At 40.8% G+C, this 14,741-nt stretch carries 17 protein-coding genes; 5 read left to right on the top strand and 12 right to left on the bottom strand.

Features of this window, described 5'->3' with window-relative positions; all coding sequences use genetic code 11:
• Complete coding sequence (locus N521_RS13365; protein ID WP_035391694.1) at nucleotides 1-2,247, bottom strand: DEAD/DEAH box helicase; 2,247 nt, start codon at nucleotides 2,245-2,247, stop codon at nucleotides 1-3.
• Between the two features lie 160 nt (nucleotides 2,248-2,407).
• On the opposite strand from N521_RS13365, the gene N521_RS13360 reads away from it, so the two are divergent.
• Nucleotides 2,408-3,526: an NADH-dependent flavin oxidoreductase gene (locus N521_RS13360; protein WP_025207530.1), complete on the top strand. Its 1,119-nt coding sequence runs from the start codon at nucleotides 2,408-2,410 to the stop codon at nucleotides 3,524-3,526.
• A 51-nt stretch (nucleotides 3,527-3,577) separates the two neighbouring features.
• Here the strand turns inward: N521_RS13360 and N521_RS13355 are convergent, their stop codons facing one another.
• A complete protein-coding gene (locus N521_RS13355; protein WP_008344623.1) occupies nucleotides 3,578-4,084 on the bottom strand; it encodes a PTS sugar transporter subunit IIA in 507 nt (168 codons plus the stop codon).
• A 168-nt stretch (nucleotides 4,085-4,252) separates the two neighbouring features.
• Between N521_RS13355 and N521_RS13350 the strand changes: the two genes are divergently transcribed.
• Nucleotides 4,253-4,672: an Hsp20/alpha crystallin family protein gene (locus N521_RS13350; RefSeq protein ID WP_035391689.1), complete on the top strand. Its 420-nt coding sequence runs from the start codon at nucleotides 4,253-4,255 to the stop codon at nucleotides 4,670-4,672.
• Between the two features lie 21 nt (nucleotides 4,673-4,693).
• Here N521_RS13350 and N521_RS13345 read toward each other — a convergent pair whose 3' ends face one another.
• The 3 genes from N521_RS13345 to N521_RS13335 form a co-directional block, all read right to left on the bottom strand.
• Nucleotides 4,694-5,146, bottom strand: coding sequence for a YppG family protein (locus tag N521_RS13345; RefSeq protein ID WP_017359729.1), 453 nt, complete (start codon nucleotides 5,144-5,146; stop codon nucleotides 4,694-4,696).
• Nucleotides 5,147-5,254: 108 nt separating this feature from the next.
• Nucleotides 5,255-5,635 carry a YppE family protein gene (locus tag N521_RS13340; RefSeq protein ID WP_231493314.1) on the bottom strand — a complete coding sequence of 127 codons (381 nt, stop codon included), beginning with the start codon at nucleotides 5,633-5,635 and terminating at the stop codon, nucleotides 5,255-5,257.
• Nucleotides 5,636-5,684: 49 nt separating this feature from the next.
• Nucleotides 5,685-5,918, bottom strand: a complete 234-nt coding sequence (locus tag N521_RS13335; RefSeq protein ID WP_231131595.1) for a DUF5446 family protein — start codon at nucleotides 5,916-5,918, stop codon at nucleotides 5,685-5,687.
• Nucleotides 5,919-6,114: 196 nt separating this feature from the next.
• Here N521_RS13335 and sspM point away from each other — a divergent pair, with 196 nt between their 5' ends.
• Entirely contained in the window at nucleotides 6,115-6,219 is a 105-nt protein-coding gene (sspM, locus tag N521_RS13330; protein ID WP_017359731.1) for an acid-soluble spore protein SspM, read from the top strand.
• A 23-nt stretch (nucleotides 6,220-6,242) separates the two neighbouring features.
• Here sspM and N521_RS13325 read toward each other — a convergent pair whose 3' ends face one another.
• Nucleotides 6,243-7,199 (bottom strand): DUF2515 domain-containing protein, encoded by a 957-nt coding sequence (locus N521_RS13325; protein WP_035391684.1) that lies wholly within the window; start codon nucleotides 7,197-7,199, stop codon nucleotides 6,243-6,245.
• A 46-nt stretch (nucleotides 7,200-7,245) separates the two neighbouring features.
• On the opposite strand from N521_RS13325, the gene recU reads away from it, so the two are divergent.
• Together recU and N521_RS13315 are read left to right on the top strand one after the other, a co-directional pair.
• Nucleotides 7,246-7,881 (top strand): Holliday junction resolvase RecU, encoded by a 636-nt coding sequence (gene recU, locus N521_RS13320; RefSeq protein WP_035391682.1) that lies wholly within the window; start codon nucleotides 7,246-7,248, stop codon nucleotides 7,879-7,881.
• A 19-nt stretch (nucleotides 7,882-7,900) separates the two neighbouring features.
• Nucleotides 7,901-10,591, top strand: coding sequence for a PBP1A family penicillin-binding protein (locus N521_RS13315; protein ID WP_035391680.1), 2,691 nt, complete (start codon nucleotides 7,901-7,903; stop codon nucleotides 10,589-10,591).
• Nucleotides 10,592-10,626: 35 nt separating this feature from the next.
• On the opposite strand, the gene N521_RS13310 is transcribed toward N521_RS13315, so the two are convergent.
• From N521_RS13310 to N521_RS19335, 6 genes are all read right to left on the bottom strand, one after another.
• Complete coding sequence (locus tag N521_RS13310; RefSeq protein WP_035391678.1) at nucleotides 10,627-11,136, bottom strand: YpoC family protein; 510 nt, start codon at nucleotides 11,134-11,136, stop codon at nucleotides 10,627-10,629.
• A complete protein-coding gene (gene nth, locus N521_RS13305; RefSeq protein WP_008344602.1) occupies nucleotides 11,133-11,795 on the bottom strand; it encodes an endonuclease III in 663 nt (220 codons plus the stop codon). Before nth ends, N521_RS13310 begins: the two co-directional genes overlap by 4 nt.
• A 17-nt stretch (nucleotides 11,796-11,812) precedes the next feature.
• Nucleotides 11,813-12,517 (bottom strand): DnaD domain-containing protein, encoded by a 705-nt coding sequence (locus N521_RS13300; RefSeq protein WP_007500879.1) that lies wholly within the window; start codon nucleotides 12,515-12,517, stop codon nucleotides 11,813-11,815.
• A 97-nt stretch (nucleotides 12,518-12,614) separates the two neighbouring features.
• A complete protein-coding gene (gene asnS, locus N521_RS13295) occupies nucleotides 12,615-13,907 on the bottom strand; it encodes an asparagine--tRNA ligase (RefSeq protein ID WP_024718525.1) in 1,293 nt (430 codons plus the stop codon).
• A 116-nt stretch (nucleotides 13,908-14,023) separates the two neighbouring features.
• Nucleotides 14,024-14,509: a cell wall elongation/penicillin-binding protein regulator TseB gene (gene tseB / locus N521_RS13290; protein WP_035391675.1), complete on the bottom strand. Its 486-nt coding sequence runs from the start codon at nucleotides 14,507-14,509 to the stop codon at nucleotides 14,024-14,026.
• Between the two features lie 12 nt (nucleotides 14,510-14,521).
• Nucleotides 14,522-14,692 (bottom strand): YpmA family protein, encoded by a 171-nt coding sequence (locus tag N521_RS19335; protein WP_008344594.1) that lies wholly within the window; start codon nucleotides 14,690-14,692, stop codon nucleotides 14,522-14,524.
• Nucleotides 14,693-14,741 lie beyond the last annotated feature (49 nt).

Here is a 14,741-nt window from a genome sequence, read left to right as displayed (position 1 = left end):
TTAAAATCCTGCCATCAATTGAATGATACTGCTTTTTCCATCGATCTCTTTCATTTCCATGCCAATACAAGATGGACAGCCGTTCTCGCAGCTGCATCGCTCAATCAGCTGAGTGGCTGCACGAGCAATTTCATCAAAGCGAGCCTGGACCTCTTTACTTAAACCGATTCCACCTGGGTAATGATCATATAAAAATACGGTCGGTTTCCCCGTATGGGCTGCCTTTATTTGAGAAATAACATGAATGTCTGAACGGTCACACATGACAAACGCCGGAACAATATGCTGAAGAACATTGGCAATACCGAGCAAGAGCTGTTCAAGTGTTTTTTCTTCAAATGTCCGCTCTGCTTCATGTAATTCAAACCAAGCAGCACTCGTATGAATCTCTTCTTCAGGTAAGTGAATCGGGCCGGAACCAATATTTTCACCGGTTGATAATCGAATTTTTTTGAAAATGGTCGGCATTGCATTGACGGTCACATCACCGTAGTGAACAGATACCGCTTCCTTCTCTGTTGTCTGATCAATTTCAAGCACCTTGAGCTGAACCGCTAAATTCGCATCTGTATAATATTCTACATCGACTTGTTTCACATAAGCCTTAAGATGCTCATAATCTAGCTTTTCCACTTGATACTGAACCCCTTCATGTAAATAAATCGCTTCATCATGAAGTAAGGTCATCGCACTGAATCGATCCATCTCCCCAATAATTCGAACGTTCGCTACATCGGATTGATCGACAATGACGACATTTTCCTGACTTGCAGATCTCAGACTGATGCCATGAGCCGGGAACGATTGATCTGACCAATAATAACGGTTCCCGCTGAAATGAAGAACCCCTTCTTCATGTAAGTATTGCAAAATTTCTTCTACTTCCATACCGCCAAACTGTTCATCTTCTCGAAACGGTAGCTCGTAGGACGCACATTTTAGATGATCAACTAGGATGATAAGGTTCTCAGGATTGATTCTTGCCGATTCAGGTGGTCTGTTAAAGAAGTATTCAGGGTGTCTGACAATATATTGGTCAAGTGGCGATGAGCTTGCGACCATGATAATGAGTGCTTCCTCATGACGCCTTCCAGCTCGTCCTGCCTGCTGCCACGTACTCGCTACACTGCCAGGATATCCGGTCATGATACAGACTTTTAGCTGTCCAATATCTACTCCTAATTCTAGTGCGTTTGTGCTGACAACACCGAGAATGTCTCCTTCCCTTAAACCTTTTTCAATCATGCGCCGCTCTTTCGGCAAATAGCCCCCGCGATAACCACGGATCGATTTAGGACCAATTTCTTTTTTCACTAGTTCTTGAATATGACTTAGGATGACTTCAACTCTTACCCTACTTCTAGCAAAAACAATCGTTTGAATTTTTTCTTTTAAAAATGTTTTAGCGAGCTGATTCACAACAGTGGCCGCACTTTGTCTAATATTTAATGGCTTATTGACGACTGGCGGGTTGTAAAAGACAAAATTCTTTTTACCGCTAGGCGCTCCGTTTCGTTCAATGAGATGCACCTTGCTTCCGGTCAGCTGCTCTGCAAGCTCTTTCGGATTCGCAATGGTCGCTGAAGTACAAATAAAGGTCGGGTCACTTCCATAAAATGCACAAATTCGCTTTAGTCTACGAATGACATTGGCGACATGACTGCCAAACACGCCTCGATATGTATGAAGCTCATCAATGACAATATACTTTAAGTTCTCAAATAAACTGACCCATTTCGTATGGTGAGGCAAAATCGCTGAGTGCAGCATATCTGGATTTGTAATGACAATATGTCCTGCCTGTCTGACGCGCTGGCGAATCGCTGGGGAGGTGTCCCCGTCATAGGTTTCACTGTGAATTGGAACATCCATCTCATGAATGATTTCGTTTAATTCACTTTTTTGATCTTGCGCGAGTGCTTTTGTTGGAAATAAATAGAGGGAGCGGCTTGTCTGATCTTCTGCGATCGACTGAAGAACTGGCAGATTGTAGCAAAGCGTTTTACCTGAAGCTGTAGGTGTCACAGTCACCACATTCTCACCATCCATCACACGTTCAAAGGCTTCCTTTTGATGAATGTATAGTTCGCTCACACCTCTTTTTTCAAGCGCCACTTTGAGCCTGTCATTTACTCTTTCAGGAATTGGAGAAGTCAGTGCAGGCTTCGCTTCAATTTCATGCCAATGCTCGACCTGTTCGTCTTTTTTTAAATCTTCTATGAGTTCGTTCATTGTTTTCTTCTTCATCTGGTATCCACCTCTCATTCTAGTGTACCGAATATTTGTTTGCATGACTAGGCGGCAATTTTTTGATGCGCCGCTTGTGAGCAAATATTTTGATGTGTTGTAACAGGATCTATTACACTTCTATAGTGAAATGATTTTATTAAGGAAGAAGATGATGAGATTGAAAAACGAATTTAAGCCTTTATTTGAACCTTTTACATTCCCGGGGGGTGCCTCTATTGATGGCCGTTTAGTCGTTGCACCAATGACACACTTCGGTTCTCATGAGGATGGCACGATCTCAAAGGAAGAAATTGATTTTATTACCGCTAGATCAAGTGAAATGGGCATGGTCATCACCGCATGCGCAAACGTGACGCCAGATGGTAAGGCGTTTGAAGGACAGCCTTCTATTGCAAGAGATGAAGATATACCTGGCCTACAAAAGCTTGCTTCTGCGATTCAAGCGAAAGGAACAAAAGCCATTATGCAAATTCATCATGGCGGCTCTCAGGCTCTCCCTCATTTAGTCCCAAACGGTGATGTCGTTGCGCCAAGTGATGTATTTAAAGATGGAAAACAAATTGCGAGAGCTTTGACAGAAGAAGAAATTCCTCACATCATCGACTCATTTAAAGAAGCAGCAAGACGCGCAATTCAAGCAGGATTTGATGGGATCGAAATCCATGGAGCGAACGGATATTTATTACAGCAATTCTACTCCCCACATAGTAATCAGCGTACAGATCAATGGGGCGGAAGCGAAGAAAAGCGTCTCGCATTTCCAATTGCAGTAGTAGATGCAGTGAAAGAAGCAATCAAAGAGCATGTAACAAAACCATTTATCTTTGGATACCGATTATCACCTGAAGAACCAGAAACACCTGGTTTAACCATGACAGAAACATTTACTTTAGTGGACGTACTTAAGACAAAAAACCTTGATTACTTGCATATTTCTTTAATGGAGATTGACGCTAAAGCAAGACGTGGTGCTGATACAAGTAAGACGCGGATGGAGTTATTAAAAGAGCGCTGTGGTGACACGCTTCCACTCATCGGCGTCGGCAGCGTCATTACAGCTGAGGATGCACTGAATGCATACAATCAAGGGATTCCACTCATTGCTGTTGCAAGAGAAGTCATTGTTGATCCCGATTGGGCAGTAAAGATTAAAGAAGGCAGAGAAAACGAGATTGAAACCGTCATTAAACGCAGTCAAAAAGATAAGTACTTGATTCCAGAAGGTTTATGGACTGTCATGGAAGCAAGTAAAGGCTGGGTTCCAATGGAGGATTAATGTCCTCAATCAAAAAACTACCCTATCAACTCAGGGTAGTTTTTTTTTGGATTATTTCATTTTTACTGTAAAAAGCTTGGACGTCTGCTTTTCTACAGAGCCCTTAGGTTCTTTGTCAAGATGTTCTACTAAATCACCATTCATGATGACAATTGGTGTCACTGTGCTTGCCGCTTTTTCTTCAATCAGCGCTAAATCACACGTAATGAGAGGATCACCTGCTTTCACTTTATCCCCTTCTTTTATGTGTGCTTCAAAGCCTTCACCATTTAATCCAACCGTTTCAAGTCCGATATGAATCAGAAGCTCAAGCCCTGAGAGTGTTCGAATCCCAATTGCATGTTTTGTATGGAAGAGTTGAATAATTTCACCATCTACTGGCGACACAATGGTGCCGTTTTTTGGTTTTACAGCTACGCCGTCTCCCATCATCTTTTGAGAAAAAACGGGATCTGGTACATCGGTCATATCCATTAACTCTCCATCGACTGGAGAATAAATGACTTCTTCCTTTACATCATCTTGGTTTTTTCCGAAACCGAATAATTTTTTCAGCAATGTTCATTTGCTCCCTTCAAGCTTTGCTTCTAGATCTATTCAGCGTATAAACCTTCACGCCCATACACCTTGCTTCATTCAACACTATTTAATCATAATTTTTTCCTCTCATCAATTGATAACCGCCTGAGCCCCTTTTGCATAGGCTGTAGATGAGAGGTGATTCAAATGAAACATGAAAGTGAAAAGAAACACGAGTTGCTATCAAATGAAGACATTCTATATGAAGCGATTGAACAGTTTTTTGCATCATCGCCGTTTCACGACATTTTAAATAGTGCAGAGGCGCTGATGACCACGAGCCATTCACTTGCATCCATTACAACCGATGTGACAGAAGATGATCAATATGTATATATTGAGATTCGATTTCCAGACCATTTTGTCGAAGGTGATATCGCACTAGAAGTGAAAGCGCAATATTTACACTTATCGGTACAGGAAAAAATCAAAACAGACACGACTTCCTCCTATTCGAGCTTTACCAAAACCATTTTAATGCCTGCAAAAATAGATGAAACCAAGATGAAGAGCGTTTGGAAAGATCAATCACTTCGTGTGACTGCGCCAAAACAAACAACCCAATAGATGTATATCTATTGGGTTTTGCTATGCTTTAAAAATGCTTGTAAATCCTTTCGCCAATGAGCCCACTTGATTCATTGTACTCATCATTTGTCCAGCAGTATCAAACATTTTATTAAAATCGTATTGCCCATTCGTTTTTTTAAATTGTGACAGCACACTTTTAAATTGAGATGATTGCTGTTTTTGCGGCCTTGGCAAAGGATAAGGATTCATAGGCTGCTGCATAGGCATCATGCCCGGCGGCTGCATTTGCGGCTGATTCATTGCTTCAGGCTGCGGCTGATAAGGCTGGAAGTTTTCCTGATATCCAAAAGGCGGCTGATAGCCTGCAGACGGCGGCTGGTTCATTTCACCTTGATATGGGGGCATGAAATATTCTGGAGGCTGCGGAGGCTGCTGCATATCTGGATACGGAAAAGGCCGTTGCTGAAATTGATTCATTTCATAAGATGGCTGGTTTGAATAAGGGAACATGTATCTCGCTCCTCTCGCTCTGAAAACATATTGAAGTCAATGATATATTATGTTCAGGAAGCAGAAGATGTGCCTACAGCAGCCATAAGAAAAACGCAGACTGTTTCATCAGCTGCGTTTGTTGATTTCTTCTATTAAAAGGTTCAGTGTATAAATCACTGACTCAACTAAATTTTTCACACGAGGTGCATGCTGTTTGCCAAAATAAGATTGCAGCACAACCTCTTTTCCATTTTCTTGGACGGCTTCAAGCTGTTCTTGATGTAAGTATCTAGGTTTGGCCTGATGAATAAATGAGGTAGCAGCAGTAAGCCACTTTTCCATTTGCTGATCAAATTTGACAACGGCCGGCTGAATATCGTTGTAAAAATCATAAACTGGGTATTCCTCTTCTGCCTTTCCCTTTAGGTACTGCTCGTATGCTTCTTCGATCCACGTGATCAACTCTTGTGTATGTTTCAGTAATGTTTGATTATCCAAAGTGTTCACCTCTATGAACCATCCTATCAAACGTTTACTTATTGCTCAAATAGAAAAGCTATCCGGCGTGATATGCGGGTCTTGCCGCCAGCTTATACTCTGCTGCATGAATTTTCAATTCACATTCCTTCACTTCAGATTCAAGACGGTCAATGATTTGTTCTTGCTCCTCTACGGCAGCGTTTTTTGTTTTTTTGACAGCTAAAGACAGTTCTTCTTCCACCGCATCAATCTTTCGCTCAATTTCCTCTAACAACTGCATAATGGATTCTTTTGATACAAATTCGCTCATCATCAGATTCCTCCTTTATCATCTCTCGTTACATTCTCTTTTCTTTTGCTCCCTCCTTCATACATGACAAAACTAGAACTAAATCGCCAATCTAAGTGAACATAAGCGCAATTTCTTCCATTTCGACACGTGCTTGTCCTTCTTTGTATGATCGCGTCCGATTGTGTAAATTCTAAGGACAAAGGAGGTAGATGTCATGAAAAAGCAGCAAGCACCAAAAGAGCAAAAAACAAAAGGGAAAGAAAACAGTACAGATCAGCTTGATAAAAAGCTCGGCGGCCCTAACCGTCCATCCACGTAAAAAAAGCAGGTACCCCCTGCTTTTTATTTATGCAAAAAATAGTGTTCTAATGAGAAAAGAAAACGAAGCTGCCTTTTTTTATGAAAATACCAGTCGGTCAGCTCAATTTGTTTTGGTAAACGCTCTGCTTCAAACAAGGATGGACTCAATTTCTTTTGAAACCAATCTTCCCTTTGATCGTCTAATGAATGTGTCATGACTGGATACACCGTTCTGAGGAAAGGGCTTGACCTTCGCGCAATCCCTAAAAACGATTCAAAATCAAATCGAGATCCCGTATGCGGCACGGTATGCAAAAAATGATAAAAATCCGAAAACAAATCGGCTCGAAACAATAGTTTTGCTAATTTTTTCCCTAACGTAATTCGCTCTTTTACTTGGGAAAACTTTCGTATGGTTAACCCGTACAAATGCCCGTCTACTGTCGGAAAAACGACAGTTTGAAAATGTGCCCACTCGCTGAAAAGATATTGAATCGAGTGAAAAACATTCTTTTTCAGTAGAGGATTTTGTATAATAGGAGATTGTATAGTATATTGTTCATTTATGATGAGTGCATGCAGCAATCGCTCTCTGTCACGCTTTTGCCAAAATCGTTCCCACTCAGCGCTCATAAAACGAGACACACCGAAATGGGGCAGCAGATGAAATAAAGGCTTGCGGCACCTTTTTGACCATTCATACAAGAGAAGCTGCGGGTAAGCATCTGAAAAGATCAGCCAATTCGCTCTTTCATACGCTGTAAAGAACAGATGCCCTTGCTGATCCGTTAAACCCGGATGGAAGAGCTCGCCTTTTAAATCTGTCATCGACCATCCAGCATTTCTCGAGACAAAAGAAGCAAGCAGAGACCATTTCATCTCTGGATGACGGTCATAAAAGCGCTTGTACGCATTTGTCCTTGTCAGGTTGTCCTTATTTTTCGCTTTCGTTTCATGTAAAATATGCTGGGTAATCATGTGCTCTTGTTGTGACAACATGGTGATCTCTCCAATACAAAATGCATTAAAAGGAGGCTGAAACTTGATGATTCGGTATCCTAACGGAAAATCGTATCAGCCCATTCAACAAATTGGGACAAAAAAAAGAATCAGCGGCGAATCATCTTATAGTAACCGTGGGATGACGCTTGAAGCTGACTTAAATGAAACGAACCAGTACTATTTGGTCAACGGGATTGCAGTCATTCATAAAAAGCCTACCCCTGTTCAAATTGTCAATGTGGATTATCCAAAAAGAAGCGCTGCTGTCATTAAAGAAGCCTATTTTAAACAATCCTCCACAACAGACTACAACGGGGTATACAAAGGGCGCTATATCGATTTTGAAGCAAAGGAAACCAAAAGCACCACCTCGTTTCCGCTCAAAAATTTCCACGACCATCAAATTGAGCATATGAAACAGGTTGAAAAGCAAGGCGGTATTTGTTTTGTTATTATATCCGCATTTGGTTCCGTTTATTATTTGTCCGCTTCTGACCTCTTCTTCTTTTGGGAGCGGCAACAGCAAAACGGCCGTAAATCCATTAGCAAAGATGAATTAATGGAAGCAGGCCACCTCATGACACTTGGATATTCGCCAAGAATTGATTATATTAAAGTAGTGGAGACACTTCATTTTTCGGATGAAAGCAAGCATCATTTACGTTCGAAAAAGGTTTAACACGAAAGGTTGAGATGTGATGTCTGATCAATTTACAAGTCGTGAACAGCGACGTAAAGCAAGTCAAGAAAACAATAAGAAGCAAAAGAACAAAAAAGGCAAAAAGAAAGCAGGTCTATTTAAAAAAATATTTTTATCTTTACTCGTGATCGGTCTTCTTTGTTTAGTAGCCGGAATCACAACTTTTGCCGTTTTTGCATCAAGCGCTCCTTCTATTGATGATAGCAAGCTAAAAACGCCGTATTCTTCAAAACTTTATGATAAAGACAAAAAAGTCTTTGCAGAAGTCGGGGCGGAGAAAAGAACGTATGTCTCGATTAAAGATATACCCGACGTGGTAAAAGATGCGTTTATTGCAACTGAAGATGCACGTTTTTATAAACACCACGGGATTGATCCTATCCGTATTGGCGGTGCTCTTGTCGCAAACGTCGAGGACGGTTTTGGAGCAGAAGGTGGAAGTACGATTACACAGCAGGTTGTGAAGAACTCCCTGCTTAACAATCAAAAGACGTTAAAACGTAAAGTACAGGAAGTGTGGCTCTCGATTCAGCTTGAGCAAAAATACTCTAAAGATGAAATTTTAGAAATGTATTTAAACCGTATTTTCTTCTCTCCTTATGCTTATGGTGTTGGGAAAGCGGCTGAACAATTTTTCGGAGTGACAGATTTAAATAAACTAACTGTAGCACAGGCTGCTACACTTGCGGGTATGCCGCAAAGTCCTTCTGCGTATAACCCTGTGAAACATCCAGAGGCAGCGGAAAAACGCCGTAATATCGTTTTAGGTCTAATGAAAAAACAAGGCTATATTTCAGAAAAAGATTATGAGGAAGCAAAAGCAACACCTGTCAGCAAAACCGTTGTTTCAGCTGATAAATATAAGAGTCAAAACTCAAGTAAGTACTCTGCTTATATTGAAGAAGTCATGGAAGAAGTACAGAAAAAAGCCAAAGTAGATGTATCAACAGATGGATTAAAAATCTATACTTCTCTTGATCGAAAAGCACAGGATCATCTGGATGACATCATCAATGGGGATTCAGCCGGATTTACGAAAGGTATGCAAGCTGGAGTCACCCTGCTAGATACAAAAAATGGTGAAATTCGTGCCATTGGCGGTGGACGTGATGTACCAGCCGGCGGCTTTAACTATGCCACTGATGCAAAACGCCAGCCGGGATCTACAATCAAACCAATTTTAGATTACGGCCCTGTAATTGAAAACAAAAAATGGTCAACATATCAGCAAATTGATGATGCGCCTTATACGTACTCTAACGGTACACCAATTAACAACTTTGACAGAAGACACTTAGGGAAAATGTCGATGAGAAGTGCTTTGGCACAATCACGAAACATCCCTGCTTTAAAAGCTTTCCAAGAAGCTGGTACAGATAATGCTGTTCAATTCGCCAATAACTTAGGTCTGGATTTACCTTCTGACATTCCTGAGTCTTACTCAATCGGCGGATTTGACGAAGGTGTCTCTTCACTTAAAATGGCTGGTGCATTTAGTGCATTCGGTAACAACGGATACTATAATGAACCGCATGCCGTAACATCTGTTGAATTTAATGACGGGACGAAGCTTGACTTAACTCCAGACTCTAAAGCAGCCATGAGTGATTACACTGCATTTATGATCACAGATATGCTGAAAACTGCTGTACAATCTGGAACAGGTACACTCGCACAAGTACCGAATGTTCAAGTAGCTGGTAAAACAGGTACAACCAACTTTACACAAGATGATATTAATAAATACAACATCCCTTCTGGCGGGGCGAAAGATTCTTGGTTTGTCGGTTACACGCCGCAATACACAGCAGCTGTGTGGACCGGAATTGGCAACTCAAAAGATGCGGACGGCAAAATGTGGCTCACGGATTATGAACAACGTGTTGCCAAAGTGGTCTTCCAGAAATTAATTTCTCAAATTGATGATGGAAGCGGCTCATTTGAAAAGCCAGACAGTGTCGTTGAAGCAACGGTTGAAAAAGGATCAGATCCAGCGAAGTTAGCTGGACCAAACACACCAAGTGATAAGAAGACAACGGAATACTTCGTCAAAGGAACTGTCCCAACAAAAGTTTCTGACACATATGAAAAGAAAGAAGCTGACAAACCATCTGACTTAAAAGCGGTGTATGATGAAGAGAAAAAATCGATTACACTCACTTGGGGTTATGATGACGATGCAGATGCAACATTTAATGTGAAGCAAGCGGTCGATGATGGCGGCTATAAAGACATTCAAAACAGCTCTTCTAAAGAAGCCGTCATCTCTGATGTAAAGCCAGGATCCACCTATAAATTCCAAGTGACAGCGACTGTAGACGATGTCACAAGTAAAGCTGCTTCTACCTTCCTCACCATTAAAGATGACGAAGAAGAGGAAGAAAAAGCAGATGATGAGAACAAAGAAGAAGAAGAGCCACAGCAACCTGATGATGAACAGACAGATCAAACAGATGATAATCAAAACCAAGGCACTGATGAGCAGAAGCCTGATGATAAAAAAGATCAAGATCAAGGCGGAAATACCGAAAATGGCAATGGCGGTTCAAGTGATGGCTCAGACAGTACAAATGGGAACAGCAACTCACAGAGTGATACCAATAAAGATAAAAAGAAAGACGACGAGAAAGCCAATTCTCAAAGCTCAAATACTCAGTCAAATTCTACTTCTCGCAAAGAAGACGAATAACAAAAAAGCACTTGCCCTATGTGGCAAGTGCTTTTTTAACGATTTTGTTTTAACTTTCTGAGTGCTTCGTATTTTCCATACTGCTTTTTGAGTTCTGTGTATAACTCGTCCAATTGAATAAAGCAATGATATTGAGTAGGTTTAAGCAAAATAAACTCTAATCGTTCTGTCCAGTTAATGGGGGCTACTGGAAACGTCTGTTGTTTAATTTCCTCCCAATCAACGGTTTGAAGCTTCTCTCCTTTAATCCAGTAAAACATTGCAATCATACTGACAATGCCTTGCAGCATATCATCCTCTTCACACCGAGATTTTCTCGTTTGAAAGCGAGGAAGCATGTTGTCTTTTAATTCATTCCACAGATCAAACATCAAGGGAACAAATTCTTCCGTTTTCTGCCACGGTTGCTCATCTAGTAAAGGTTCCGAAGATAGATCAAATGCGAGTGGATTGATTCTCAACATATCCTTTTTTTCGCCGTTTATCTCTACCTTTTTCTCTTTAAGCTTTTCGACATATGAAGTGAAAACAGATGCTCCGCTCATGCCAGTTTCACCAGCCCTTTTTTCAGCCTCTTCTGCCCTTCTCTGCACATATCAAGAAGTGGACAAGATTCACACTGCGGCCGCTGCGCCTTACAGTGATATCTGCCGAAAAAGATGAGACGATGATGGGTCACGGACCAATCCTCTTTTGGCACCTTCTTCATTAAGGTTTGCTCTACCTCAAGAACAGAATCCTTCCAGCGGCAAATCCCAAGTCGTTTGCTGACACGCTCGACATGTGTATCTACTGCAATGGCGGGAATTCCAAAAGCGACAGACACAACGACATTTGCTGTTTTCCGTCCAACCCCTGGGAGCTTAATTAGCTCATCTCGATCTCTTGGCACTTCACCGCCATAATCTTCAATCAGCATTTGGCTTAATTTTTGAATGTTTTTTGCCTTATTACGATAAAGACCGATCGAACGAATATCCTGCTGCAACTCTTCAAGCGGCACACTTAAATAGTCTTCTGGTGTTTTATATTTTTGAAATAGATGTTTGGTCACTTTGTTCACTAGAACATCTGTACATTGCGCTGAGAGTGCGACAGCAATCACTAGTTCAAATGGATTGGAATGAACAAGCTCACACTCAGCCTCTGGAAACATATCTCCTATAATATCTAAACATTCATTGATTTGTTTTTTTGATAACATGCCTTCTCCTTTATTGGTTATTGTTCCAGCCAATTATAAAAAGGAACTTGTCGTTTATATGAAGATGTTTCTTCTTTTGAAGGTGGGGCTTTTTGCTGTGAACGGAAATGCTGGCTATGCTCTTTCGCTTCTTCCGCTGTTTTCAGCCCTTTCTTTTTCCACTCAAATAAAATTCGATCGATATAGCGGAAATTTAATTTTCCTGATAAAACGGCTTCTCTTAGAGCAAGACGAATCATCTCAGCATCATGATGGTCTTGGTCCATCCAGATCGAGAGTGTTTCCCCTTCAAGAGGAGAAAGTGGTCTGCCAAACTCATCTTCAAATAGCGCATATAAAGATTTTTCAGCCTGCACATGATTCTTTTGCAGGTCTTTCGCCTGTTTTGCTTCTAAAAAGTCATACAGCACACCCCATAAGGGTTCTACCGAGTACCGGTCATGCTGAATACCAGACCTGTCTTCAAACGGCTGGATCGAAATAAACCCTTTTTGAATCAAATACTGCACCATATAAGCACATTCTTCGGCCGAAATGGTCATACCATGTGAAAGCTCTTCAAATGTCTGAAAAAAGACGCCTTGTTCTTCATTCATTTTAATCTTTAACATGACCATCATTTGTGATTCATTCAGTCCTAATTGCTCATAATGGGCAATCAGCAAATTAGGCAAACTGGTCGAACCCATTTTCTGCATATCTATAAATTGCTGCCTTTTCATCGGATACACCTCTTCACTTTCAGTATATCACGTTTTCTCATACGTGCTGTCCTTAAGACGTTTGAAAAAGCCTCCATATGTTGGAGGCTTTCACGTCTTAAGGATATAAACGGTTTAATAATCTTGGGAATGGAATTGTTTCACGCACATGCGGCGCTCCGCTAATCCAAGCAACTGTTCGTTCAAGTCCAAGACCAAAACCTGAATGTGGTACAGAACCATACTGTCTTAATTCTGTGTACCATTTGTACGTTTCTTGATCTAACCCATGTTCTTTTAGTCTTGCTTCAAGCAGATCTAAATCATGAACACGTTCAGAACCACCGATAATCTCTCCATAGCCTTCTGGCGCAATTAAATCTGCACAAAGGACGACATCATCACGGTCTGGTGCAGGCTGCATATAAAATGGTTTTAATGAGGTTGGGTAATGAGTGATAAAGACTGGTTTATCATAGCTTTCGGCGATCGCTGTTTCATGCGGCGCACCGAAGTCATCTCCCCATTCAATGTCATCAAATCCTTTATCCTGCAAGAATTTAATCGCTTCATCATATGTGATGCGCGGGAATGGTGCTTTGATGTTTTCTAATTTTGCTGTATCACGGCCAAGTGTGTGCAGTTCTACTTTACAATTTTCAAGTACACTTTGAACAACGTGAGACACATAATTTTCTTGGTACTCAAGGTTTTCATTAAATTCAACAAATGCCATCTCAGGCTCGATCATCCAGAACTCGATTAAATGACGTTTTGTTTTCGATTTTTCTGCTCTAAATGTTGGACCGAATGAGAATACTTTTCCGAGTGCCATCGCAGCAGCTTCCATGTAAAGCTGTCCACTTTGAGAAAGGTACGCATCTTCATCAAAATATTTAGTAGCAAACAGCTCTGTTGTTCCTTCAGGAGCACTTCCTGTTAAGATTGGCGGATCCACTTTCACGAAGCCTTCTTGATGGAAAAACTCATATGTAGCACGAATAATTTCATTACGGATTTTCATAATGGCATGCTGTTTTTTAGAACGCAGCCATAAATGACGGTGATCCATTAAGAATTCTGTTCCATGTTCTTTTGGTGTAATTGGGTAATCTGTTGCTTCGTGAATCACTTCAATGGATTTCACTTGTAATTCAAAACCAAGTGGTGAACGTTCGTCTTTTGTTACTTGTCCTGTGACATAGACCGATGTCTCTTGTGTCACTGATTTCGCAAGCTTAAAGACTTCCTCTTCCACCTCTGCTTTTACAACGACTCCTTGAATAAAGCCTGTCCCGTCGCGAAGCTGCAAGAATGCAATTTTCCCGCTTGAACGTTTATTGGCAATCCATGCGCCGATTGTTACTTCTTCATCGACGTGTTTGAACACTTGATTAATAGTTGTTTTCAACATATTTCCCTCCAAAGCCAGAAAGAAACTCACCTTGTTAAATAGGTGTGATTCTTTTTTCATACATTTTATTATAACCGTTCTAAATCAGCATGGTCAACGCAAGACAGAAGAAACTACGGTGTTAAATTTTTTTCCACTCGTCCTGTCGTAAAATCAACATAGCTGAAACTATATTGGTTGTTCTCATTTAAGTACGTTACTTCCCAAAGGAGGACGTCACCTTCTCGTGCTAATTGAACATTTTTTAGCTTAGAAATGGTGTTCTCCTTTTGAACGGCTTGTACTGCTTGGTTTGAAGTAATGCCTTCTTTTGCTTTTTTAGCAATGACTTTTTCTTTTTTGCTGGCAGGTACCCACACATAGATCGCTTCGTTTTGTTTGTTTTTACCTTCCACAATAAATTGCTTTTCTTTCCCAACAAAGGTATCCACTTGCTCTACTTGTTCTATTGATGCTTGCTTTTTTGCTCGTTCAATCGCTGCCTCATGACCTTCTTCTTTTTGTCCCATGGCAATTTGATAAATCCACGAAAAGCTAATGATGCCAATGAGTAAAACGAGCGCAGCAACGGATGAAATAATCCAAACTATTTTTTTCATGTCAAGCTTCCCCTATGTGCGATATATGGTAAATATCGCTTGATTTTGATCTTCTTGATCTAATGCTAATCCAAACATAAGATCTTCCCTTTTAAGCGTTCTGTTCAGCAAATCGACGATTTTGTATAGGTCTTCTGAATGCTTAATTTGAACAGTTGAAAGTACCTCTATTTTACTTTCCACTTCTAATTCCTCCTCGGTACGTAAATATTGTTAGTCATACTTTTCAATG

Origin of the sequence: Bacillus sp. UNC125MFCrub1.1, from assembly GCF_000701305.1 — a bacterium.
Taxonomy (GTDB): domain Bacteria; phylum Bacillota; class Bacilli; order Bacillales; family Bacillaceae; genus Bacillus; species Bacillus altitudinis.
The sequence above is the reverse complement of the archived record's forward strand: the minus strand, read 5'-3'. Positions and strand labels throughout refer to the sequence as shown.